The 23,643-nt window shown below is 67.0% G+C and carries 20 protein-coding genes; 8 read left to right on the top strand and 12 right to left on the bottom strand.

The features are described from left to right. Positions 1-15: 15 nt before the first annotated feature. The 5 genes from ACSFA7_RS12935 to ACSFA7_RS12955 all read right to left on the bottom strand — a co-directional run bounded on the left by ACSFA7_RS12935 (position 16) and on the right by ACSFA7_RS12955 (position 5,503). Entirely contained in the window at positions 16-1,005 is a 990-nt protein-coding gene (locus tag ACSFA7_RS12935) for a tripartite tricarboxylate transporter substrate binding protein (protein WP_435499738.1), read from the bottom strand. Next, on the bottom strand, positions 1,002-1,796 hold the full coding sequence (locus ACSFA7_RS12940; RefSeq protein WP_435499739.1) for an IclR family transcriptional regulator: 795 nt from the start codon (positions 1,794-1,796) through the stop codon (positions 1,002-1,004). The genes ACSFA7_RS12935 and ACSFA7_RS12940 overlap by 4 nt, the downstream gene beginning before the upstream one ends. A 129-nt stretch (positions 1,797-1,925) precedes the next feature. Further along, positions 1,926-3,665, bottom strand: coding sequence for a cobaltochelatase CobT-related protein (locus ACSFA7_RS12945; RefSeq protein ID WP_435499740.1), 1,740 nt, complete (start codon positions 3,663-3,665; stop codon positions 1,926-1,928). Beyond that, positions 3,662-4,645 (bottom strand): AAA family ATPase, encoded by a 984-nt coding sequence (locus tag ACSFA7_RS12950; protein WP_435499741.1) that lies wholly within the window; start codon positions 4,643-4,645, stop codon positions 3,662-3,664. Before ACSFA7_RS12950 ends, ACSFA7_RS12945 begins: the two co-directional genes overlap by 4 nt. Positions 4,646-4,672: 27 nt before the next feature. Continuing rightward, positions 4,673-5,503, bottom strand: coding sequence for an IclR family transcriptional regulator (locus tag ACSFA7_RS12955; protein WP_435499742.1), 831 nt, complete (start codon positions 5,501-5,503; stop codon positions 4,673-4,675). A 169-nt stretch (positions 5,504-5,672) separates the two neighbouring features. Between ACSFA7_RS12955 and xsc the strand changes: the two genes are divergently transcribed. The 3 genes from xsc (at position 5,673) to ACSFA7_RS12970 (ending at position 10,006) form a co-directional block, all read left to right on the top strand. After that, positions 5,673-7,496, top strand: a complete 1,824-nt coding sequence (gene xsc / locus ACSFA7_RS12960; protein WP_435499743.1) for a sulfoacetaldehyde acetyltransferase — start codon at positions 5,673-5,675, stop codon at positions 7,494-7,496. Continuing rightward, positions 7,493-8,683 carry an acetate/propionate family kinase gene (locus ACSFA7_RS12965; RefSeq protein WP_435500218.1) on the top strand — a complete coding sequence of 397 codons (1,191 nt, stop codon included), beginning with the start codon at positions 7,493-7,495 and terminating at the stop codon, positions 8,681-8,683. The genes xsc and ACSFA7_RS12965 overlap by 4 nt, the downstream gene beginning before the upstream one ends. A 108-nt stretch (positions 8,684-8,791) precedes the next feature. Further along, entirely contained in the window at positions 8,792-10,006 is a 1,215-nt protein-coding gene (locus ACSFA7_RS12970; protein WP_435499744.1) for a lipase family protein, read from the top strand. Here the strand turns inward: ACSFA7_RS12970 and ACSFA7_RS12975 are convergent. From ACSFA7_RS12975 to ACSFA7_RS12995, 5 genes are read right to left on the bottom strand one after another with little or no spacing between them, the layout of a single operon-like run. Beyond that, positions 10,003-10,989: a Bug family tripartite tricarboxylate transporter substrate binding protein gene (locus tag ACSFA7_RS12975; protein ID WP_435499745.1), complete on the bottom strand. Its 987-nt coding sequence runs from the start codon at positions 10,987-10,989 to the stop codon at positions 10,003-10,005. The two genes, ACSFA7_RS12970 and ACSFA7_RS12975, sit on opposite strands and share 4 nt — an antisense overlap. Before the next feature lie 59 nt (positions 10,990-11,048). Then, entirely contained in the window at positions 11,049-12,050 is a 1,002-nt protein-coding gene (locus ACSFA7_RS12980; RefSeq protein WP_435499746.1) for an Ldh family oxidoreductase, read from the bottom strand. Next, positions 12,047-12,976 (bottom strand): hydroxyacid dehydrogenase, encoded by a 930-nt coding sequence (locus ACSFA7_RS12985; RefSeq protein WP_435499747.1) that lies wholly within the window; start codon positions 12,974-12,976, stop codon positions 12,047-12,049. Before ACSFA7_RS12985 ends, ACSFA7_RS12980 begins: the two co-directional genes overlap by 4 nt. Positions 12,977-12,983: 7 nt before the next feature. Beyond that, positions 12,984-14,159, bottom strand: a complete 1,176-nt coding sequence (locus ACSFA7_RS12990) for a UxaA family hydrolase (protein WP_093437190.1) — start codon at positions 14,157-14,159, stop codon at positions 12,984-12,986. A 52-nt stretch (positions 14,160-14,211) separates the two neighbouring features. Then, positions 14,212-14,493: a UxaA family hydrolase gene (locus tag ACSFA7_RS12995; RefSeq protein ID WP_093238744.1), complete on the bottom strand. Its 282-nt coding sequence runs from the start codon at positions 14,491-14,493 to the stop codon at positions 14,212-14,214. Between the two features lie 126 nt (positions 14,494-14,619). Between ACSFA7_RS12995 and ACSFA7_RS13000 the strand changes: the two genes are divergently transcribed. Then, a complete protein-coding gene (locus ACSFA7_RS13000) occupies positions 14,620-15,390 on the top strand; it encodes a GntR family transcriptional regulator (protein WP_435499748.1) in 771 nt (256 codons plus the stop codon). 5 nt (positions 15,391-15,395) lie between these two features. On the opposite strand, the gene ACSFA7_RS13005 is transcribed toward ACSFA7_RS13000, so the two are convergent. Continuing rightward, complete coding sequence (locus ACSFA7_RS13005; RefSeq protein ID WP_435499749.1) at positions 15,396-16,328, bottom strand: LysR family transcriptional regulator; 933 nt, start codon at positions 16,326-16,328, stop codon at positions 15,396-15,398. A gap of 82 nt (positions 16,329-16,410) precedes the next feature. On the opposite strand from ACSFA7_RS13005, the gene ACSFA7_RS13010 reads away from it, so the two are divergent. The 3 genes from ACSFA7_RS13010 to ACSFA7_RS13020 are packed head-to-tail and all read left to right on the top strand — an operon-like array spanning position 16,411 to position 21,021. Further along, positions 16,411-19,350 carry a molybdopterin oxidoreductase family protein gene (locus ACSFA7_RS13010; protein ID WP_435499750.1) on the top strand — a complete coding sequence of 980 codons (2,940 nt, stop codon included), beginning with the start codon at positions 16,411-16,413 and terminating at the stop codon, positions 19,348-19,350. After that, entirely contained in the window at positions 19,347-20,084 is a 738-nt protein-coding gene (locus ACSFA7_RS13015) for a 4Fe-4S dicluster domain-containing protein (RefSeq protein WP_435499751.1), read from the top strand. The genes ACSFA7_RS13010 and ACSFA7_RS13015 overlap by 4 nt, the downstream gene beginning before the upstream one ends. A 4-nt stretch (positions 20,085-20,088) precedes the next feature. Further along, on the top strand, positions 20,089-21,021 hold the full coding sequence (locus ACSFA7_RS13020; RefSeq protein ID WP_435499752.1) for a dimethyl sulfoxide reductase anchor subunit family protein: 933 nt from the start codon (positions 20,089-20,091) through the stop codon (positions 21,019-21,021). Here the strand turns inward: ACSFA7_RS13020 and ACSFA7_RS13025 are convergent. Then, the gene (locus tag ACSFA7_RS13025; protein WP_435499753.1) at positions 21,018-21,947 is read right to left on the bottom strand and encodes an SMP-30/gluconolactonase/LRE family protein; all 930 of its coding nucleotides are present in this window, start codon (positions 21,945-21,947) and stop codon (positions 21,018-21,020) included. The two genes, ACSFA7_RS13020 and ACSFA7_RS13025, sit on opposite strands and share 4 nt — an antisense overlap. Before the next feature lie 145 nt (positions 21,948-22,092). Between ACSFA7_RS13025 and ACSFA7_RS13030 the strand changes: the two genes are divergently transcribed. After that, positions 22,093-23,547, top strand: coding sequence for an esterase-like activity of phytase family protein (locus tag ACSFA7_RS13030; RefSeq protein ID WP_435499754.1), 1,455 nt, complete (start codon positions 22,093-22,095; stop codon positions 23,545-23,547). The last annotated feature ends 96 nt before the right edge of the window (positions 23,548-23,643 follow it).

Below are 23,643 nucleotides of genomic sequence, written 5' to 3' on the forward strand. Positions count from 1 at the left end.
ATCTGTCTGTGTCGATCAGTCGACTTTGATGCTGGCTTCTTTCGCGAGCTTCTGCCAGCGCACGAGTTCGGTCGTCACGACCTTGCCGAGTTGTTCGGGCGTGCCGCCCACGCCTTCGCTGCCTTGCGCCAGCAGCTTCTCGCGGATCTCGGGTTCTTTCACCACCGTGTTGATCACGCGGTTGAACTTGTCGATGACGGACTGCGGCGTCTTCGCGGGCACGAAGACGGCGTACCACGAGTCGACGTCGAAGTCGGGAATACCGGCCTCCTGCATCGTCGGCACGTCGGGGAAAGCAGCGCTGCGCTTGGTGGTGGAGACCGCGAGCGCCTTGAGCTTGCCGGCCTTCACGAACTGGGCGGCCGCGGGAATCGACACCCACAGGAGCGGCACCTGCCCGCCCATCACGTCGGTCACGGCCGGGCCGCCGCCTCGGTAGGGAATGTGGGTCATGTGCGTGCCGGTGCGCAGCTTGAGCAGCTCGCCCGCCAGGTGCCCGGGAGAGCCGTTGCCCACCGAGGCGAAGGAAATGCTGTCGGGCTTGGCCTTGGCGAGCGCGACGAGTTCGGCCACGGTGTTCGGTGCAAATTGGTTGTTGGCCACCAGGATCTGCGGCAGCGAGGCGACCAGGCCGACCGGCGCGAAGTCTTTCGCAGTGTCGAAGCTCAGCTTGGTGTAGATGGCCGGGTTGATGGTGTGCGAGGAGAGCGTGAAGAGCACCGTGTAGCCATCGTGCGGCGACTTGGCGACCACCTCGGTGCCGATCGAGCCCGCCGCGCCGCCGCGGTTGTCGATTAGCACCTGCTGGCCGAGCAGCGTCGAGAAGCGCTCCTGCACGATGCGCGCGATCACGTCGGTGCCGCCGCCGGGCGGGTAGGGCACGACCAGGCGGATCGGCTTGGTCGGATAGTCGCTGCCGTTTTGCGCCTGCGCGGCGAAAGGTGCTGCCAAGGCTGTGACGGCCAACAGGCCCGCGCGCAGCCAGGGGGCGAGGAACAGGTTCATTCGAGTCTCCTTCTCTTTGTGGTGGATGTCGGCAGCGCGGACGCGCGGTAGCCCAGCGTCACGCTCGCGTCGCGCGCACAGGCCATGAGGCGGTCGGCAAGGCCACGCGCCTGGGTCCGCGCGAAGCGGATCGAGGGCACGCTCATGCCGACGGCCGCGATCGCTTCGCCGCGTGCGTTGAACACCGGCACGCCCAGGCCGCAGACGCCCAGGCGCCATTCCTCGCGGTTTTCCGCGTAGCCGCGCGTGCGTGTGCGTTCGAGTTCGAGAAGGAGCGCATCGAAGTCGGTGATGCTGTTCTTGGTGTGGGCGGCCAGCGTGCCGAAGCGCTCGTGCAGCGCAGACACGTTGGGCGCTGCCGCAGCCAGCAGCGCCTTGCCCGATGCCACGCAATACGCTGCGGCCCGGCCGCCGATGCGCGAGTAGGCGGCCACGGGCAGCGGGCTGTCGAACTTGTCGAGGTAGACGATTTCCGCGCCGTCGAGCACCGCGAGGTGGATGGTCTCGCCCGTCTGCTGCGCGAGCGATGCCAGGTGCGGCCGCAGCAGCGCGCCGACGTCGGCCGCATCGCCGACCAGCGCGCCCAGTTCGAACAGGCGCAGGCTCGGGCGGTAGGCGCTGGTGTCCGGGTCCTGCACGGCCCAGCCGCATTCGACCAGCGTTTGCAGCGTGCGATGGGCGTTGCTGCGCGCCATGCCGAAGGCCTGCGCCAGGTCGGTGACGCGGCAGGGGCGCTGCTGGCGCGTCATCCATTCGATGGCGGCAAGACCTTTGGCGAGCGTGGAATCCATGAGGCTTTCAGAAGTGTTCCAAATATCGGAACGCTGTTCCCGGATATGAAACCCAATGTAAGAACCATGGGTGCCATCTGTCAATCGGGGACTTGGATGTAATCCAAAACGCCTCAGCCTTTGCTTGCCTCAACGGCGGTGGCGGCCTGCCATCAAGTCGATCACCTCGCGAAAGATGGTGTTGCCGGTGGAGGTGGCCAGGTCGAGCACGTGGCTGCGGCTGTAGTACGGGCTGAGGTCGAGCCCGACGCCGATGCCCGCGATCTCGATGTCGCCGCGCTGCTCCTGGCACGCGACCACGTCGCGCAGGTGATGGTCGAGGTAGTGCGCGTCGTTCGCGAGGTGCGTGGCGCTGTCCATCGGCGAGCCGTCGGAAATCACGAGCAGCAGCTTGCGCGCCTCGGGGCGCTCGCGCAGGCGAACGCAGGCCCAGTCGACCGCCTCGCCGTCGATGCCTTCGCGGAACAGGTCGGCCTTCAGCAGCGCGGCCATCGCGGGGCGGGCGCGCCGCCATGGCGTGGCCGCGGCCTTGAAGACGAGGTGGCTGCGCTCGTTGAGGCGGCCAGGGTGGGAAGGCCTGCCGGCGCGCACCCACTCGCGTTGCGGGCGGCCGCCGGTCCATGCGCCGGTGGTGAAGCCCAGCACTTCGCTGGTCACCCCTGCCTGCTCGAGCGCACGCGCGAACACGTCGACCATCATCGCGACCGATTCGGCGTGCTCCTTCATCGAGCCCGAGCAGTCGATGAGAAAAGTCACCATGCAGTCGGCCACGGGCTCCATGCGTTCGGTACGGAACAGGCGGCGCTCGGTCGGGGAGGCGACGAGCTGCGCGAGCCGGCGGCCGTCGATGAGGCCTTCCTCCTGCCCGCCGTCCCAGCCGTCGCGCGTGGGGTCGGCCAGCAGTGCGCGCAGTTCGCGCGCGAGGCGGGCAATGTTCACGCCTTGGCCGGCGATGCGGCGGTCGAGCTTTTCGCGGTGGTCGGCGAGCACTTCCTTGCGCGCGAGCGTGGCGGCGTCGTGCTCGCGGTCGTAGGCGGTGGTGAAGACGCGGTAGGCGCCGCCGGCTTCTTCCATCACCGCGCTGCGGCCCGATTCGGCAGTGGTGAAGCGCTCGATGATCTCGCGGTCCATGTCGGCCACGAGCATGAACACGCTGCGTTTGTCGTCCACATGCGGATCACGCACATCCGCGCTTTCTTCGCCGGCCTCATGCAGCATCGCGGCGACGGTGCGCGCGATGGCGAGCGCGTGCACGGCGTAGGCGGCTTGGTCATCGCGGTCGCGGCGCAGGCCCGCGAGTGCGTGGCCGATCAGCGGTGCCAGATGGAAGCGCGTGGCCTCGAGCATGTCTTCGGTTTCCTCCACCACCTGCTGGCCGCTCACACGGGCGCGGCAGATCTGCGCGACCGCATAGAGCAGCAGCCCGCGCGCGGTGTCGGTCAAGCCCGAGTGATGGAAGGCGAGTGACCACTGCTCGTGGCGGTGCCGCAGGTTGTGACGCATGCCGGCCATGACCTCGGGCGCGAGTGCCTCGACGCGGAACTGCTCGAACATCTCGAACAGCATGCGCTCGACCGGCTCTTCAGGGCGAAGGCTTTCATGCAATGCCGCATCGGACACGGTGAGCCGCAGCGCGAGCCCATCGGCCACGCCGCGGAACGAGGCGAAGTCGTCGGTGTCGGCAGAGGGATGCAGGTGCGGCGCGAACCACGGCAGCGCCACGCGCCCACGGTGCAGGCGCTTGCCGCGAAAGTGCAGGTCGCGCTCGCCGCTGAAGGCCCGCACCACGCCCGCGCAGAGTTCGGCGACCTGCTCCTCCTGCCGCACGCGGCGCTGCATTGCGCTCGCGGATGCAGGCGTGTCGGTCATTCGTGCGAGCCCGACGACAGCTGGTGCGACTCCTTCAATTCCTGGTCGAAGCAGCGCTGGAAGTATTCCGCCACCAAGGGCCGCTCGGCGTCGTCGCACTTGTTGACGAACGAGAGCCGGAACGCGAGCGCCGGGTCCTTGAAGATCTCGACGTTCTCGGCCCAGGTGATGACGGTGCGTGGCGACATCAGCGTGGAGAGGTCGCCCGCCGCGAAGCCCTTGCGCGTGAGGTCGGCCACGGCCACCATCGCTGCGACGAGCTTGCGGCCCGCATCGTCGGCCAGCGACGGCACGCGCGCCTGCACGATCGCGATCTCTTCATCGGCCGGCAGGTAGTTGAGCGAGGCGACGATGTTCCACCGGTCGATCTGCGCATGGTTGAGCCGCTGCGCACCGTGGTACAGGCCGTTGAGGTTGCCCAGCCCCACCGTGTTGGCGGTGGCGAACAGCCGAAAGAACGGGTGCGGCCGCAGCACCTTGTTCTGGTCCATCAGCGTGAACTTGCCGTCGCGCTCCAGGATGCGCTGGATGACGAACATCACGTCGGGCCGGCCCGCGTCGTACTCGTCGAAGATCAATGCCACGGGCCGCTGCAGCGACCACGGCACGATGCCTTCCTGGAACTCGGTGACCTGCTGGCCTTCGCGCAGCACCACCGCGTCCTTGCCGACGAGGTCGAGCCGGCTGATGTGGCCGTCGAGGTTCAGGCGCACACAGGGCCAGTTCAGGCGCGCGGCCACCTGCTCGATGTGGGTCGACTTGCCGGTGCCGTGCAGGCCCTGCACCATCACGCGCCGGTCGCGCGTGAAGCCCGCGAGGATCGCGAGCGTCACGTCGGGGTTGAAGCGGTAGACCGCATCGACTTCGGGCACGTGGTCGTCCCGCTCGGTGAAGGCGGGCACCTGCAGGTCGGTGTCGATGCCGAACACCTCGCGCACGCTGAGCATCCTGTCCGGTCGAAGGTCTGCGGTATCGGTCACGGTGGGCTTTCTGAAGAACGTGAGGGGTCAGGCCGTGGCGCGGTCACTGCCCGCGTCGATGTCGATGCGGCTCAACGCAAGCGCGGCGCGTTGCAGCGCGGGCAGCAGCGTCTTCGCCTTCGCCGCATCGAGCCGCATGATCGGCGCCTGCACCGCGATGCAGAGGTTTGACGGTGCCTCGTCCCCCGAAGGCACCAGCGCGGCGATGCACAGCAGGCCGGGCAGGAACTCTTCGTTGTCGATCGCAAAGCCGTCCTTGCGCACACGCAGCACTTCCTTCTCGAGCGCCTCGGGATCGGTCAGCGTCTTGGCGGTGTACGTTTCGAGCGGCGCATTGGAGAGCAGCCGGCGGCGCTGCGCCGCGCTCATCTGCGAAAGAAAGATCTTGCCGCTGGCCGAGCAGTGCACCGGCACGCGCGAGCCCGGATGCAGGTAGAAGCGCAGCGGCGCGGCGGTTTCCACGCGGTCCAGGTACACGACCTCGCTGCCAGAGAGCGAGGTGAGGTTGCAGCTCTCGCCGATTTCTTCGACCAATTGGCGCAGCACCGTGTGGCGCGCGCCGTGCAGGCTGTCGTTGAAAAGCAGGTTCTCCGACAGGCGCCGAAGCCGCGTGCCGATGCCGTAGTGGCGCCCGTCGCCCTCGCGTTGCAACAGCCCCGCGCCTTCGAGCTGCTGCAGCATGCGGTGCAGCGTGGGCTTGGGCAGGCCGGTCTCTTCGACCAGGCCCTGCAGCGAGTAGCGCTGGTCTTTGGCGGCCATGACTTCGAGCAGCCCGAAGAGGCGCATGGTGGGCGTGTCGCCCGCCGGTTCGGCAACTTCCGGTGTGAGGCCTTTGACGATCTTCATGTGGCGGATCATAGTTGTTTTACAAAAAACAAGACAAGGCGTACCGATTTTTGTAAATTGTTTGACGTCGGAGTCTTGCCGGCCTATATTCCGCCGGAAAGAAATTCGGAACAAGCGGTTCCGACTTTCGAGTTTTAGTATCCCGCCCGATCCCGCCTCATTTCCATCAGGAGACGCTTCCATGAGCCAGAAGAAACCCGCCACGTCCGCCCGCGAAGCCGTCACCGGCGTGCAGAAGATGACGCCCTCCGAGGCCTTCGTCGAGACCATGGTCGCCAACGGCGTGACCGACATCTTCGGCATCATGGGATCGGCCTTCATGGATGCGATGGACATCTTCGCGCCCGCCGGCATCCGTCTGATTCCGGTGGTGCACGAGCAGGGCGGCGCGCACATGGCCGACGGCTATGCGCGCGTCTCGGGCCGCCACGGCCTCGTGATCGGCCAGAACGGGCCCGGCATCAGCAACTGTGTGACGGCCATCGCGGCCGCCTACTGGGCGCACAGCCCGGTCGTGATGATCACGCCCGAGACCGGCACCATGGGCATGGGCCTGGGCGGCTTCCAGGAGGCCAACCAGCTGCCGATGTTCCAGGAGTTCACCAAGTACCAGGGCCATGTGAACAACCCCAAGCGCATGGCCGAGTACACGGCACGCTGCTTCGACCGTGCCATCTCCGAGATGGGCCCGACGCAGCTGAACATTCCGCGCGACTACTTCTACGGCGAGATCACCGTCGAGATTCCGAAGCCGATGCGCGTGGAGCGCGGCGCGGGCGGCGAGAACAGCCTGAACGCCGCGGTCGAACTGCTGGCCTCGGCCAAGTTCCCGGTGATCCTCTCCGGCGGCGGTGTGGTGATGGGTGATGCGGTCGAGGAATGCAAGGCCCTGGCCGAGCGCCTTGGCGCACCGGTCGCCAACGGCTACCTGCGCAACGACTCCTTCCCCGCGAGCCATCCGCTGTCGGCCGGCCCGCTCGGCTATCAAGGCTCGAAGGCCGCGATGAAGCTGATCGCGCAGGCCGACGTGGTGCTCGCGCTCGGTTCGCGCATGGGCCCGTTCGGCACGCTGCCGCAGCACGGCATGGACTACTGGCCGAAGGACGCGAAGATCATCCAGGTCGAGGCCGACCACACCAACCTCGGGCTGGTGAAGAAGATCACCGTTGGCATCCACGGCGACGCGAAGGCCACCGCCAAGGAACTGCTCAAGCGCCTGCAAGGCAAGACGCTCGCCTGCGACGCCACGAAGGCCGAGCGCGCCGAGAAGATCAAGGCCGAGAAGGCCGCGTGGGAAAAAGAGCTCGACGAGTGGACCCACGAGCGCGATCAGTTCAGCCTCGACGCGATCGAAGAGGCCAAGGGCGAGAAGACGCCCACCGGCGGCAGCTACCTGCACCCGCGCCAGGTGCTGCGCGAGCTGGAAAAGGCCATGCCGCCGCGCGTGATGGTCTCCACCGACATCGGCAACATCAACGCCATTGCCAACAGCTACCTGCGCTTCGAGGAGCCGCGCAGCTTCTTCGCGCCGATGAGCTTCGGCAACTGCGGCTACTCGCTGCCCACCATGATCGGCGCCAAGTGCGCCGCGCCTGACCGCCCGGCCGTGGCCTATGCCGGCGATGGTGCCTGGGGCATGAGCATGAGCGAAATCATGACGGCCGTGCGCCACGACATTCCGGTGACCGCCGTGGTCTTCCACAACCGCCAGTGGGGGGCAGAGAAGAAGAATCAGGTCGACTTCTACAATCGCCGCTTCGTCGCGGGCGAGCTCGAGAGCGAGAGCTTCGCAGGCATCGCCAAGGCGATGGGCGCCGAGGGCATCGTGGTCGACAAGCTCGAAGACGTGGGCCCCGCGCTCAAGAAGGCCATCGACATGCAGATGAACGAAGGCAAGACTTGCGTGATCGAGATCATGTGCACCCGCGAGCTGGGCGATCCGTTCCGCCGCGACGCGCTGTCGAAGCCGGTGCGCTTCCTGGACAAGTACAAGGACTACGTCTGACCGAATCGCTGCTCACGCTGAACGCCGGGTCGTCGTCGATCAAGGTTGCGTTGTTCGATGCGGCCGGCGACGGCGCGGCGCTGCCGGCCGCGCGCTGGTCGGGGCAGGCCGATGGTCTCGGCGCCGGGCTGAAGGCGCGGCTGCGCATACGCGATGCAGAGGGTCGCACGCTGCATGACGCGGTGCTCGATGGGGAGCATCGCTCGCACCAGGGCGCGCTCGCGGCGCTGCTCGAATGGCATGCGCAGCAAGGCGGTGGCGATCGCATCGCTGCGGTCGGTCATCGCATCGTGCATGGCGGCGTGAACTTCGTGGCGCCGGTGCGCATCGACGATGCGGTGCTCGCCGAGCTGGCTGCGCTAGAACCGCTCGCGCCGTTGCATCAGCCGCACAACCTGGCAGGCGTGCGCGCCGCGATGAAGGCTTTCGACGGCGTGCCGCAGGTGGCGTGCTTCGACACCGCTTTCCATTCGACGCAGACCGAGGTCAACCGCCGCTTCGCGCTGCCGCGTGCGCTGCACGATGCGGGCGTGCGGCGCTACGGGTTCCACGGGCTCTCGTACGAATCGATCGTTGCGCAGTTCACGCGCCTCGCGCCCGAACTGGCGGACAAGCGCGTGATCGTCGCGCACCTGGGCAACGGAGCCTCGATGTGCGCGATGGCGCAGGGCCGATCGGTCGCGACGACGATGAGCTTTTCGCCGCTCGATGGCCTCACCATGGGCACACGCTGCGGACACCTCGATGCGGCGGTCGTGCTGTACCTCATGCGCTCGCACGGCATGTCGGCGGAACAGGTCGAGACGCTGCTGTTCCGCGAGTCGGGGCTGCTGGGCCTCTCGGGCGTGTCGAGCGACATGCGCGAGCTCGAAGCCTCCGCCGCTCCGGAAGCTGCCGAAGCCATCGCGCATTTCATCGAGCAGGTCGTGCAGCACATGGGCAGCCTCGCCGCCGCGCTGCGCGGTGTCGATGCGGTGATCTTCACCGGCGGCATCGGCGAGAACGCGAGCGCGTTGCGCGAGCGCATCCTCGAAGAATGCGACTGGCTCGGCGTGAATGTCGATGTGGCTGCCAACGCCGCGGGCCATGCGCGGCTCACGACGCCCGAGAGTCCCGTGAGCGCATGGATGCTGCGCACCGACGAAGAGGCGGTCATCGCGCGGCACACCGCCAAGGTACTTGCCTGAGGAATCGGGATCGCGGGGTGGGCGCATCGCCAGGTGACTTTTGGCACCTATCCATGCGATGGACTTCTTGCAAGACTGCGCCGATGTTCAATCGAGAGGAGGCGCAGCATGGTCATGCATTGGAAGTACGCCTGTACCGCGGGCATGCTCGCGTTCGCCGGCATGGCGACCGACGTCGCGGCAGAACTGCCCAAGGGCGCTGGCGATGGCGGTGTATCTGCCTTCTATTCATTCACGGAGCAGATATCCGGCGGACCCGGAAAACTGCTGCGCAGCGAGCCGTTGACCGGCCGTGCCGCACTGGCTGAGGCTGGCAGCAGCACGCGTGTTCTCTACAGTTCGACCGATGGTCTCGATGGGCGTTCCCTCATCGCGGTATCGGGCGCACTGTTCATTCCCAAGGGAACGCCGCCCAAGGGTGGCTGGCCGCTCATGGCATGGACCCACGGCACCGTCGGCATTGCCGATGTTTGCGCGCCATCCTGGGCCGGGCCCGGCGAAAGAGACATCCGATACCTCAGCCACTGGCTGAACCGGGGCTATGCGATCGTCGCCACGGACTACCAGGGGCTCGGCACGCCGGGCGTGTACCCCTATTCAGCGGCGCGCCCGGAAGCCTATTCGGTGCTGGACAGTATTCGCGCCGTCCAGAACGGCGACTTTCCCATCGCCAGGCGCGTGCTCCTGTTCGGACAGTCCCAGGGTGGCGCCGCCGCTTTTGCCGCTGCAAGCCATGCCGGAACGTACGCTCCGGAACTCGAGGTCGTCGGTCTCGTCGCGACGGGAACCCCGCAGCCGCGCGTGGATTCGATCACGGCGAAGTCCGACCAGGTCAGCCCGCTCCTGGGCTTTGTCCTGCAGTTCGCCCATGGGCTGCTTGCCACCGCTCCCAGGTCGTCGCCGCAAGACTACTTCACCGACAAAGCCATGCCGGCGTTTGACCTGGCGCGCACGGCCTGTTTCCCGGCGGTGGTGGAGAAGATCACCGCGGATCGGCTGACCTACGACAACAGCTTCAAGCGGCAAGCCGATGATGGCCTCGCATTCGGCAAGCTGATGGAGGGACTCATGGCCTATCCAACCCTCAAGACCGATTTCCCGATTTTCATGGGCGTCGGAGGCAAGGACGTGACAACGCCGCCCGCTTCCCAAGCCCGGCTGGCGAGCGCTGCCTGCAAGGCGGGAAGCCGCGTCGAATGGCATCTGTACCCCGAGCTCGACCACTCGGGGACCATCTTCGGCTCGCTGCCGGATTCGACACCCTTTGTCGAGAAGGCTTTCGCCGGCCAACCGATCGGCGGCAACTGCGGGACAGCACACTAGCTCGGCTGGATATCCGCCGCCTTGATGACATGCGCCCAGCGCGCAATCTCCTCGGCAAGAAAAGGCGCAAAGCGGTCCGGCCCGCGCGCATCGATCACGAACCCCTGCTGGCGCATGCGCTCTTCCAGGCCGGGTTGCGCGAGGATCTTCATCACTTCCGCGCCCAGCTTCTGCACCGCCGCGTCGGGCATGCCGGCCGGCGCCATCATTCCCGTCCAGTTCTCCACCTGCAGCGTCGGCATGCCGGCCTCGGCCGTCGTCGGCACGTCGGGCAGCAGCGGGTAGCGCGCCTTGCTCGCGATGGCGAGCGCGCGCAGCTTGCCGCCCTTCACGTGCGGGATCGATTCAGGGATGTTGGAGAACACCACGTCGAGCTGTCCGCCGATCAGGTCGGTCATGCAGGGCGCACCGCCCTTGTAGGGCACGTGCTGGATCGCGGACTTGTTCAGGTCGTTGAAGAGCGCGAGCGTCAGGTGCGGCGGCGTGCCGCTGCCACTGGAGCCGGCGTTGAGCTTGCGCTCCTTCGCGGCGGCGATCAGGCCCTTGAGGTCCTGGATCGGGCTGGCCACGGGCACCACGATCAGCATCGGGCTGCCGGCGATCAGCGCGACCGGTCGAAGGTCTTTCTGGAAGTTGAAGGGCGACTTCGGGAACAGCGTCACGTTGGCCGCATGCGTGAGCGTGATCGCCAGCAGCGTGTTGCCGTCGGGCGGCGCCTTGGCCACGAGGTCGGCACCGATCTGGCCGTTGCCGCCGGGGCGGTTGTCCACCAGCACGCTGACCTTCCAGCGCTCGCCGAGCTGCTGGCCGATCTGGCGCGCCATCACGTCGGTGAGGCCACCTGCCGGGAACGGCACCACGTAGCGCAGCGTGGCATCTGGCTTCGGATAGTCGCCGCCTTGTGCTCTCGCAAGCATCGGCATGCCCAGCGAGCCGGTTGCCGCCAGGACGGCGGCGCCTTGCATCCATTCACGTCGTTTCATCGTGTTGTCTCCTGTTGTTGTGTTCGGGGGAATCGGCGCTCTGCGGCGCCTATTGGGGTCTACCGTCGCCACTGCGCGAGCAGCGCATCGGGCACCTCGATACCCTCGGCCTCCGCGCGCCTTCGCAGGTCTTCGCGCCGAGCGCCGGGCAGGCGCACGCCGTCGTCGCGCAGCATCTCGGCCACCAGCACCTCGACGCGGTCCAGGTAGCTGGCCGACCCCGCGAGCGCACCGGGGTCGATGACGATGAAGGCCTGGCCGATGCGCGGCCGGTTGCCCGCATCCTCGAAGAAGCTCGAAGCCTCGAAGCCGAACTGCGCGCCGATGAGCGCAGTGACCAGCAGTTCGACCACTAGCGCCAGCATCGCGCCCTTGGGGCTGCTCGCGGCGCCGATCGGCAGCATCGAACCTTCGAGCGCGGCCTGCGCGTCGGTGGTGGGCTGACCATCGCGGTCGACAGCCCAGCCGATTGGGATCGGCTTGCCCTGCTTGGCCGCAACCATGACCTTGCCGCGTGCCACTTCGGAAAGGCTCAGGTCGATCATCAACGGCAGCGCGCCGCGACGGGGAAACACCGCCGCCACCGGGTTGGTGCCGAAGATGGGGTGCCGCCCGCCCGCCGCAGGCATCGCAGCCGGCGAGTTCGCAAAGCCCAGGCCGACCATGCCCGCATCGGCCACCGCGCGCAGGTGATCGACCACCACGCCGCAGTGATGGCTGTCGGTCACGCCTGCGATGGCGATGCCGAAGTCGCGCGCGCGGCCGATGGCTTCGGCCACCGCCATCTCGCAGGCGGCGAAGGCGAGGCCCTCGTGCGCGTCGATGAGCGCGGCGGCGCCTTTCTGGCGGCGCAGCGTGGGCACCGCATCGCCGTTGACGCGGCCGTTGCGAAGGTGCGTGGCGTACTGGGCGACGCGGCCGAGGCCGTGCGAGCCCAAGCCTTGTGCTTCGGCCAGAACCAGCGCGCGTGCCGTGGCCGCGGCCATCGCTTCGTTGGCGCCGGCTGCACGCAGGGTCTCGGCCACGACCTGCCGCGCTTCCTGAAGACTCAACATCGTCATGATTCGAGGGCCTCCAGCACCTTCTGCGCGATCAGGCTGCTCACGCGCTCGTTCGATTCGCCCGTGACGCCCGCGATGTGCGGTGTCAGCAGCAGGTTGGGACAGCCTTCGAAGTGCGCGCTGGCCGCGAGCGGTTCGGCATCGAACACATCGAGCGCCGCGCCGCCAAGCCGGCCTTCGCGCAGCGCGAGCGCCACCGTGGCCTCGTCGACGATGCCGCCGCGCGAGGTGTTGATCAACACGGCGCCGCCTTTCATCGCGGCGATGCGCGCGGCGCTGAACAGGTTGCGCGTGCCATCGACCAGCGGCACGTGCAGGCTCACCACGTCGGCCTGCGCCACCAGTTCATCGAGGCTGAGCGGCTGCGTGCCGTTCTCCGCGAACGCCGGATGGCCGGCATCCATCATCGCGTCGAAGGCCACGGTGCGCATGCCGAGTGCCTTCGCGAGCCGTGCCGTCAGTTGCCCGATGGCGCCGAAGCCGACCAGCCCGAGCGTCTTGCCCGAGAGTTCGCGCCCGCTCGAGAGTGCGTTGCGCGGCCATCGGCCTGCGGCGACATCGGCCGTCGACGCGTAGGCGCCGCGCAGCAGCAGCATCGCGCTCGCGATCACGTACTCCGCCACGCTCAGCGCATTCGCGCCCGTGGCCGGAATCACGCGGATGCCACGCGCCTCGCAGCCCGCCACGTCGATGTTGTCCAGCCCCACGCCCAGCCGGCCCACCACCGTGCACTGGGCCAGCGCATCGAGCAGTTCGCCGCGCACCTGCGTGCGGTTGCGCACGATGAGGGCGTTGGCCCACTTGGCTTCGCGGAACAGGCGGGCGCCGTCCTCCACCAGGGCCACGTCGTAGAGGACGTCGTGCCGCGTGCGCAGTTGCGCGACGGCGGCGGCGTCCATGAACTCCGCAATGACGATGCGCTTCATGGCGCGCTCAGGCCGATTCGTACAGGCGCGTCATCACGAACTCGCGGTGGCCCAGCGCCTCGGCCGCGGTGAGCCGGCCGTTGGCGGTGCGCAGCATGCATTCGAGCAGCTGGTCGCCGGCCTGGTCGAGCGTCATCTCGCGCTGCAGCAGGCCCGAGGTGTCCACGTCGACATGCTCGCTCATGAGGCGCACGGTGCGCGGGTTCGCGCAGATCTTGATGACCGGCAGGATCGGGTTGCCGATCACGTTGCCCTGGCCCGTGGGGAAGAAGTGCACCGCGTAGCCCGAGGCGGCGCACAGCGTCACCATCTCGGCCGCGGCGCTGGAGGAATCCATGAACCACAGGCCCGGGCCGGTGGGCACCTCGGCCTTGTCGAGCACGCCGTCGACCAGGCATTTCTTGCCGATCTTCTGGATGTTGCCGAGGGCCTTTTCCTCGATGGTCGTGAGGCCGCCCGCGATGTTGCCCTTGGTGGGCTGCGAGTCGGAGAGGTCGCTCGTCTTGTGGCGGTTGATCATGTCCTGGTAGCGGTTGAACATGAACATGAAGCGCTCCTTCACGTCGGGCGTGCGGCAACGGTCGGCCACGATGCGCTCACCGCCGGTGATCTCGGAGGTTTCGCCGAACACCAGCGTGTTGCCGGTCTCGTAGAGCTTGTCGAAGGCGTTGCCCACCGTGGGGTTGGAACCGCAGCCCGAGGTGGTGTCGCTCTCGCCGCACTTGGTGGACACCCACAGCTCGTGGATGCCGCAGGGCTCGCGGCGCTTCTCGCTCGCGTTCTGCACGAACTCGCGCGCCACCTTGCTCGCGCGCAGGATGGTGTCGTGGTCGCCGTGGCCCTCGATGCCGAAGCCGGCCACCGGCTTGCCCGTGGCGGCGATGCCGTCGACCACTTTCTGCGTCCAGCTGTCCTCGATGCCGATGACGACGACGGCCGCCACGTTGGGGTTGCAGCCCGCGCCGATCAGCGTGCGGAAGTGCAGCTCCAGGTCGGCGCCGAACTGGAGGCGCCCGTAGGGGTGCGGAATGGCGAGCGCGCCCTTGATGTTGTGGGCCACCGCTTCGGCGGCGGCGTTGGAGAGGTCGTCCAGCGGCAGGATGATGACGTGGTTGCGCACGCCGACGCGGCCGTTTTCGCGGCGGTAGCCGAGGAAGGTGGTGTCTTTGGAAATGATGGACATGCTGTGCTTTCGGATTCGTGGGTGATGGGAGCTTGCGAAGCGGGGCGAGGGCTTACCAGCGCTTGGTCTTGATGTTCTGGACGTGCGCGTGCTCGCCGGCCTTGATCGGCGCGACCACCTTGCCCATGTCGATGCCGTACTTCCACACCGTGTCGCCGGTGGCCATGTCCTTGAGCGCGACCTTGTGGCCGATCGGGATGTCCTGGCGCGCATCGACGCTGGTCATCCGGTCCTCGTCCATGATCCAGCCGGTGAGCGACATGCCGGCTTTCACGCCTTCCACCACCACGACCGCGACCGTGTCCTTCGCGTCGTGCAGAACGAAATGAATCATCGTTGTCTCCTGTTGTGACTCGCTGAGAATTTGCAGCCAGGCCAGTGTCCGAGTGCGTGTCTCCGGGTGTCAAACAGGTCATATGGATGACTTGAATGAATCGGGGTGTGGCCGAACAATCGCGCCATGCCACGCTCGACCGACCTGTCCGTGTTCGAACCGATCCCTGCCGATGCGGCGGGTGCGCCGCTCTATCGGCTGGTCAAGCGCTCATTGCTGCGCGCGATCGAATCAGGGCGCTGCGCGGCCGGCAGCACGCTGCCGAGCGAGAGCGAACTGGCGGTGGCGCTGGGCGTGTCGATCGGCACGCTGCGCCATGCAACCGACGATCTCGTGGCCGAGCACATCCTCGTGCGCCGCCAGGGGCGCGGCACCTTCGTTGCGGTGCACAACGCGGACCGCTTCATGTTCCAGTTCTTCCACGTCGAGCGCAGCGACGGATTGCGGCAGGCACCGCAGGTGGAGTTCGTCGCCTTCGAGCGCGTGCGCATGGAAGAAGAGCCCGCGCAGGCGCTGGGCCTGCGCACCGGCGAGCCGGCCATCCAGATCGACAACCGCCTGCTGCTGCAGGGCAGGGCGGTGATCCACGACCGGCTCACGCTGCCGGCGCTGCTCTTCAAGGGCCTGACCGAGAAGCGCTTTCGCGAGCGGCCAAGCACCATCTACCACCTCTACCAGACCGAGTTCGGCATCACCGTGACGCTGGCGCGCGAGCGCGCACGCGCGATGACGGCCGACCGCAGCGTGGTGCGTATCCTCGGCGTGGCGCAGGGCGCGCCGGTGATGGAGGTGCGGCGCACCGCGCTCACCTTCGGCGACAAGCCGGTGGAGTACCGCGTGTCGACCATCAACACGGCGCAGTACGAGTACGTGCACCTGTTGTCGCGGCCGGCCTGACCGCGCTAGCGAGCGGCCGGCATGCGCGGCACCGTCGCGCCGCAGTGGCGAAGGAAATCGGCCGTCGCGCGGCCCAGCAGCTTGTCGCGATGCATCACTGTCGCAAGCCGTCGCATACCCGCAGGTAGCCGCGTGCGCAGCTCGATCAAGTGACCGTCTTCCAGCGCCTGCGCCACTGTGTAGCGCGAGAGGCAGGCCAGCGCCGTGCCCGAGGCCACCACGCGCTTGATGGCCTCGGTGCTGCCGAGCTCGAAGCCCACATGCACCTGCTCCAGGTTCTGGATCAGCCAGGCATCGGTGACCTGCCGCGTGCCCGAGCCGAGCTCTCTCAGAACCCAGGTGGCCTGCGAGAGCTGCCGGTGCGTGGCGATGCGGTTCGCGAGCGCATGGCCCGGTGCGGCGACGATGACCAGCTCGTCTTCGCGCCATGCACGCACCACGAGGTCGGGGTGCGTCTGCGGGCCTTCGATGAAGCCCACGTCCACCTCGAAGCCGGCCACCGCCTCGATCACGTCGCGCGTGTTCGCGATGTGCAGGTGCACCTGGCTCTGCGGATGCAGCGCGGTCCACTGCGACACACGCTCGGGCAGCAGGTATTCGCCGATGGTGAAGCTCGCTGCCACGCGCAGCGGCGCTGCATGCTCGCCGCTGAAGAGCGCCTGCACCTCGCCCGCCTGGTCGAGCAGCGCCTGCGCCTTGGGCAGCAGCGCGCGGCCGTTTTCGTTGAGCACCAGCCGGCGGCCGATGCGGTCGAACAGCAACGCGCCCACGGACGACTCCAGGTCGGCTAGCGCACTGCTCGCGGCCGACTGCGAACGCGCCACGCGATCGGCCGCCGCACGGGTGCTGCCGCCCCGCGCGGTGGCCACGAACACTTCGAGCTGGCGCAGGTTCAGGCGCAGGCGCTGCGTCAGTTGTTGATCTGATTTTCCGGTCATGGTGAGCGATATTCTCCGCTTTTCCGATTGATGGAGGCTCCCTAACATCGGCGCTGCCACGCTTGAAAACAAAGGACCGCCAGTGTTCAGTTTCCTGTCCCGAGAGCCCGTGCACGATCCGCTCACCGCGCCGACGCCCACGGCGGACACCGAGGTCAAGACCACCACCTGCTACATGTGCGCGTGCCGCTGCGGCATCCGCGTGCACCTGCGCGAAGGGGAAAAAGGTCCCGAGGTGCGCTACATCGACGGCAACCCCAATCACCCGCTGAACCAGGGCGTGATCTGCGCCAAGGGCTCCTCGGGGATCATGAAGCAGGTATCGCCCGCGCGCATCACGCAGCCGCTCTTGCGCAAGGCCGGCAGCGAGCGCGGGGCGGGGGAGTTCGAGCCCATCAGCTGGGAGCGCGCCTACGACATGCTGACCGAGCGGCTCGGCAAGATCCGCGCGACCGATCCGAAGAAGTTCGCGCTCTTCACCGGGCGCGACCAGATGCAGGCGCTCACCGGCCTCTTCGCGCGCCAGTTCGGCACGCCCAACTACGCGGCGCACGGCGGCTTCTGCTCGGTCAACATGGCCGCGGGAATGATCTACACCATCGGCGGCAGCTTCTGGGAGTTCGGCGGCCCCGACCTGGAGCGCGCCAAGCTGTTCGTGATGATCGGCACGGCCGAAGACCACCACAGCAATCCGATGAAGATCTCGATCAGCAAGTTCAAGCGCGCGGGCGGGCGCTTCATCTCGATCAACCCGGTGCGCACCGGCTACTCGGCGATCGCGGACGAGTGGATTCCGATCAAGCCCGGCACCGATGGTGCACTGTTCATGGCGCTGCTGCACGAGCTCATCGGCAACGAGCTGGTGGACCATGCGTTCCTCAAGCGCTTCACCAACGCGCCGCAGCTGGTGGTGCTGGACGACTGCGAGCGCGAAGGGCTGTTCGCGTTCGATCCCGAGCGCGGCCCGCCGGGCGATGGGCGCAATCCGCACAACAAGCTGGTGTGGGACAAGACCAGCGGCAGTGTGAAGCCTGCATACCCCGAAGGCATCGCCGAGGGTTGCGACCCGGCGCTCGAAGGGCACTACACACTGGCCGACGGCACACGTGTCGCGCCTTCGTTCCAGCTGCTGCGCGAGCGCGTGGCCCTCTGCACGCCCGAGTGGGCAGAGGGCATCACCGGCATCGATGCGGCGCGCATCCGCAAGCTCGCGCGAGAGATGGGAGAGACCGCGCTGCAGCAGGCCTTCGAACTGCCGATTCCATGGACCGATGCGTGGGGCAAGAAGCACCCGACCACGCAGGCACGGCCCGTGGCCTTCCACGCGATGCGCGGTCTCGCCGCGCACTCCAACGGCTTCCAGACCGTGCGCGCGCTCGCGGTGCTGATGAGCGTGCTGGGCACCATCGATGCCCCCGGGGGCTTCAGGCACAAGGCGCCCTACCCGCGCCACATCGTGCCCAACTACCGTGCGTTCAACGACCCCGGCATGATCCAGCCGAACACGCCGCTCAACGCCGCGCCGCTGGGCTTTCCGGCGAACCCGGAAGAACTGGCGATCAACCCCGACGGCTCGCCGATCCGCATCGATCACGCGTTCTCGTGGGAGCACCCGCTGTCGGCACACGGGCTCATGCACAACGTGATCACCAACGCGGTGAAAGGCGACCCGTATCGCATCGACACGCTGCTGATCTTCATGGCCAACATGGCGTGGAATTCGAGCATGAACACCATGGGCGTGCGCGAGATGCTCAACCGCAAGGACGAGAAGGGCGAACACATGATTCCCTTCCTCGTGGTGTGCGACGCCTTTCAGAGCGAGACCGTGGCCTTCGCCGACCTGGTGCTGCCCGACACCACGTACCTCGAACGGCATGACGTGATGGGCATGCTCGACCGGCCGATCTCGGAGTTCGACGGGCCGGTCGATTCGGTGCGCGTGCCCGTGGTGCCGCCGACCGGGGAGTGCAAACCCTTCCAGGAGGTGCTGATCGAGCTGGCGTCGCGGCTTAGGTTTCCGGCCTTCACCACGCCGGAGGGCGGGCGCAAGTTCACGGGCTACCCGGACTTCGTCGTCAACTTCGAGCCGCAGCCGGGCATCGGCTTTCTCATGGGCTGGCGCGGCAAGGACGGCACCGAGCACTTGCGCGGCGCGCCGAACCCGAAGCAGTGGGAGGCGTATGCGGAGAACAACTGCGTGTTCCAGTACCACATGCCCGAAACCATGCACTACATGCGCAACTGGAATCGGGAGTACCTCGACTTCGCGAAGGACAAGGGCTGGCGCCAGCGCAACGACCCGGTGCAGCTGGCGCTCTACTCCGACACGCTGCAGAGCTTTCGCCTCGCGGCGCAGGGCAAGAGCCCCGGGCGGCAACCGCCGGAGGCGCTGCGCGAGCGCATCGAGAAATACTTCGATCCGCTGCCGTTCTGGTATCCACCGCTTGAGGAGGCCGCAACCGACCTCGAGGCGTATCCCCTCAATGCGCTCACGCAGCGGCCGATGGCGATGTACCACTCGTGGGATTCGCAGAACGCGTGGCTCAGGCAGATCCACAGCCACAACTACCTGCATGTGAACCCGCTCACCGCCGAGGCGGCGGGCATCGCGGATGGCGGCTGGTGCTGGGTAGAGAGCCAATGGGGCAAGGTGCGCTGCATGCTGCGCTACAGCGAAGCGGTCGAGCCCGGCACGGTGTGGACGTGGAATGCGATCGGCAAGGCCGATGGTGCATGGCAACTCGCGCCCGGTTCGGACGAGGCACGCAAGGGTTTCCTGCTCAACCACCTGATCAGCGAGGAATTGCCGTGCGAAGGCACGGCGAGCGGGCGCATCAGCAATTCCGATCCGATCACCGGGCAGGCGGGTTGGTACGACGTGCGGGTGCGCATACGGCCGGCCGAGCCGGGTGAGCCCGAAGAGAGCTTTCCGCAGATGGCGAGCATGCCGAGCCCACCCGGGGTGCTGGGCAGGGCCGCGAGTGTGTTGACCTACTTTGCAGGGCGGAGCAAGAAATGATGCAGTGGCTCAAGGACCTGATGGGCGGTGGCGCCACCAGCGCCAGCTTCGCGGAAACCCAACCGAGCCTGCGCGCGGAGCAGGGCGAGACGCTCGCCAAGCAACTCGCCCTGGTCATCGACCTGAACGTCTGCGTCGGCTGCCATGCCTGCGTGACCTCGTGCAAGCAATGGAACACCTCCGGCAGTGCCGGCCCGCTGGCCGATGAGCGGCCCTATGCCGCCAACCCGACCGGCACCTTCTTCAACCGCGTGCAGACCTACGAGGCCGGCGCGTTCCCGGTCACCGAGACGATCCACTTTCCCAAGAGCTGCCTGCACTGCGAAGACCCGCCCTGCGTGCCCGTGTGCCCCACTGGCGCGAGCTACAAGCGCAAGGAAGATGGCATCGTGCTCGTCGACTACGACAAGTGCATCGGCTGCAAGTACTGCGCGTGGGCCTGTCCCTACGGCGCGCGCGAGCTCGATGAAGAACGCCAGGTCATGACCAAGTGCACGCTGTGCGTGGACCGCATCTATGACGAGCAGTTGCCGAAGGAAGACCGCAAGCCGGCCTGCGTGAAGGCCTGCCCGACGGGCGCGCGGATCTTCGGCGATGTGAAGGACCCGGACTCCGAGGTGTCGAAGGCGATTCGCGAACGCGGCGGCTACCAGTTGATGCCGGAGTGGGAGACCAGCCCGGCGAACCAGTACCTGCCGCGCCGCATCACGCAGTCGACGGACGCGCGAGAGTAATCGGATGCATCCCGCGTTCTCCATTCTTTTCTTCACTACGCTGTCCGGTGCGGCGCAGGGCCTTGTGTTCACGCTCGCGCTCGGCGCGCTGTTCGGCCTGGAGATGGCGCCGGGCTTCCTGGCGCTGGCACTGGGCTTGGCCGAAGTGCTGCTCGTGGCCGGTCTTGCCGCTTCGTTCATGCACCTGGGCCGCAAGACGCGCGCGTGGCGCGCGGTACTGATGTGGCGCACCTCTTGGATGTCGCGCGAGGTGATCGTGTTGCCGGGCTTCATCGCGCTGGTGGCACTGTGGTGGTTGTCGCTGCAGTTCGGCGTGGGCGCTCCGTGGTCGTGGCTGTTGCCCGTGTTGGTGCTGTTCGGCGCGATGGCGCTTTGGTACTGCACCGCGATGATCTATGCATGCCTTCGCTTCATCGAAGAGTGGGCGCATCCGCTCACCATCGTCAACTTCACGCTGATCGGGTTGTCGTCGGGTCTGGTGCTGGCCTGTGCGATGGCAGCGCTGGCCGGCGAGGCGCGCTTCGTGCAGGTCTTCGGGCCGTGCGCGCTCGTTGCTACGCTGGCGGCATGGGCTGCACGCGGGCAGGCCTTGCGGCGCAACGCGGGCATTCGTCACAAGTCGACGCTGCAGTCGGCCACCGGCATTCGCACCGAGAAGCTGGTGCAGAAATCGATGGGCATGTCGGCCGGTTCGTTCAACACGCGCGAGTTCTTTCATGGCGCATCGCTCGCTGCGCTGAAGAACATCAAGCTCGGCTTCCTGCTGCTGGCCTTCGCATTGCCAGCGTTGCTGCTGCTGTGGGGCGTGGCGAGCGCGGCTGTGCTGCCGTGGCTGCTCGCGGTACTGGTGCAGGCGCCGGGGCTGCTGGCCGAGCGCTGGTTCTTCTTCGCGCAGGCCAAGCATCCACAGAACCTGTACTACCAGGTGGTGTCCTAGGCTTCGTAGTTGAGTGCGAGGCCGGGCGTCGGCCAATCGTCGATCGCAATCAACCGTCCGCTGCCCGAGAGTGTGACGTAGGCCGTGCGCCGGTCGCGCCCGCCGAAGCAGATGTTGGTGGTGTAGCGATCGGGAAGCGGCACATGCTCGACCGCGCTGCCATCGGGCGCGACGATGCTGATGCCGCCGTGCAGCAACGTCGCCACGCAGAGGTTGCCGAGCGCATCGACCGCCATCGAATCGAAGCGCTGGTAGTGCCCGGCCGGTGAGGCGCACAGCATGCGGCCGCCATGCGGCGAAGGCCAGCCGTCCTTGCGCACGCGGCCCGGTGCGGTGATGTCGAAGGCCCAGACGCGCGCGCCTTCAGTTTCTGCGTAGTAGAGCGTGTCGCCATCGGGCGAGAGCGCGATGCCGTTCGGCGTCATCACCGGGCGCGCGATCACGCGTGCGGCGCTGCCGTCGCTGTGGCCGTAGAAAAGGCCGCCGCGGTCCATGTCGCGCTCGCGTGTCTTGCCCAGGTCGGTGAAGTAGAAGCCGCCGTGGCTGTCGAACACGATGTCGTTGGGGCCGCAGAGTGCAGCGCCTTCGACTGTGTTGAACAGGCGCTCGGCACGGCCAGTGGCCAGATTCACGCGCTCGATGCGGCCGCCCGAGTAGTCCTTGGCCTGGCCCACGGGCCGGTGGCAGCCGTCGGCCTCTGTGTGCCATTTGAAGCCGCCGTTGTTGCAAACGTAGACCGCGCCATCGGGCCCGATGGCCGCGCCATTCGGGCCGCCGCCCAGGTCGGCCACCACTTGCACCAGTCCGTCGTGCCGCACCCGCGTGAGCGTGCCGCGCGCGATCTCGACCAGCAGCACCGATCCATCGTCCATGGCGATCGGGCCTTCGGGGAATTGCAGGCCGGTGGCGAGTTCGCGGATGTGCATCGGGGTCTCCATGCGCTGGCGTTTGCGTGGGTTGCGAGTTTGCGGCTTCCCGCCGCGCTTTGCACGTTTCATCGAGACGTCATGAGTACGTCACCGCGCCTTTATAGATTGCCGCCTTCGCTTCAACACAACGAGGAGGGCATTCATGACCCGAGGATTCATCGATTCGATCTGGCAGCGCCGGCTGGTGGCGGTTGCCGCCTGCACCGTGATCGCCGCATGCGGTGGTGGTGGCGGAGGAGGTGGTGGGTTCCCATTCGTGGTACCGCCGCCGGCACCCGCTCCGGCCCCTGCTCCGGTACCCCCGGCTCCGCCTCCCGCGCAGGAAGGCGCGGGACTGCCGCATCAGCTGACCGGCTGGGCATTTCTCTCAGACACCGCGCGCTGGCCTGGTCCGACCACGGGGCAGTTCATCACCGCCGCGCTCGGCGTCACGCCGCCTTTCGTCGACGGCCAGCCGATTCCCGGCTTCTCCGCGCTGCTGAAGAACGACGACGGCACCTGGACCGCCATGGCCGACAACGGCTACGGCAGCAAGGGCAACTCAGCTGACTTCGTGATCGGCATCTACAACATCGGCATCGACTTCCGCACGGCATCGAACGGCACCAGCGTACCGGGCGCGATCAAGCTGAACAGCCGCGTCGACTTCAACGACGCCAAGGGTTTCCTGAAGGACGGCAAGGGCGTAGACCTGAAGATCACCGCCGACTTCGCCAACTACCAGACCGTCTCGGGCAACAACCTGGTCGACAGTGGCAAGCCGGTGGATGCGCGCATCCTCAACGGACGGCTGCTGACGGGCTTTGACCTGGATGTCGAATCGATCGCACGTGCGAGCGACGGCACCTACTTCGTGGGCGAAGAGTTCGGCCCCTACATCCTGCATTTCGACAAGGACGGCACGCTGATGAGCGACCCCGTGCCGCATCCCTTTCTGCGCAGTCCTTCGAACCCCGAGGTGATGAACAACGGCGCGAGCGTCACCTCGCTGGCGAGCCGCGGCTTCGAGAGCCTTGCGTTCAACGGCGACCGCAGCCGGCTCTATGCGGTGCCCGAAGCCGCACCGTCGCTGGCTTCGCTGCGACCGGTGGCCGACGACGAGCGCTACCTGAACATCTTCGAGTTCGACCCGGCCGCGATGCTCTACACCGGCAAGAACCTGGTCTACAAGAAGGATGGCCCGGCCAAGGACAACCAGATCGTGATCGGCGACATGACGCATGTGGGCGGCAGCCGCTTCGTGCTGATCGAACGCGACAGCCTGTTCGGCGCCAAGGCGGTGGTCAAGCGGCTGTACATGATCGACCTGAACGTGAAGGACGTCGATGGCGCGCTCAAGAAGACGCTGTTGGTGGACCTCTTGAACATCTCCGATCCGAAGGACATCGGCGGTCCGCTGGCCGGTGTGGCCGACGGCAAGTTCAGCATGCCTTTCGATTCGATCGAGAGCGTCGAGGTGGTGGACGAGCACACGCTGGCGGTGGCCATCGATTCGAACTTCCCGACCGAAGATGGCCGCGTGCCGGGCAACCCGGACGACACCGAAGTGATCACGTTGCGCTTCGACCAGGCGCTGTTCAATCGCAAGGCGCCGTAGTTCAGTGTTGAAAACAATCGACGGAAGTTGTTGACGATTTGGTAAAGACTATTTACAGTCCAACCCACTCGCGGTTCAGGCCGCAAAGTTTTCAAC

The organism is Variovorax trehalosi (assembly GCF_051216415.1).
Classification (GTDB): Bacteria; Pseudomonadota; Gammaproteobacteria; order Burkholderiales; family Burkholderiaceae_C; genus Variovorax.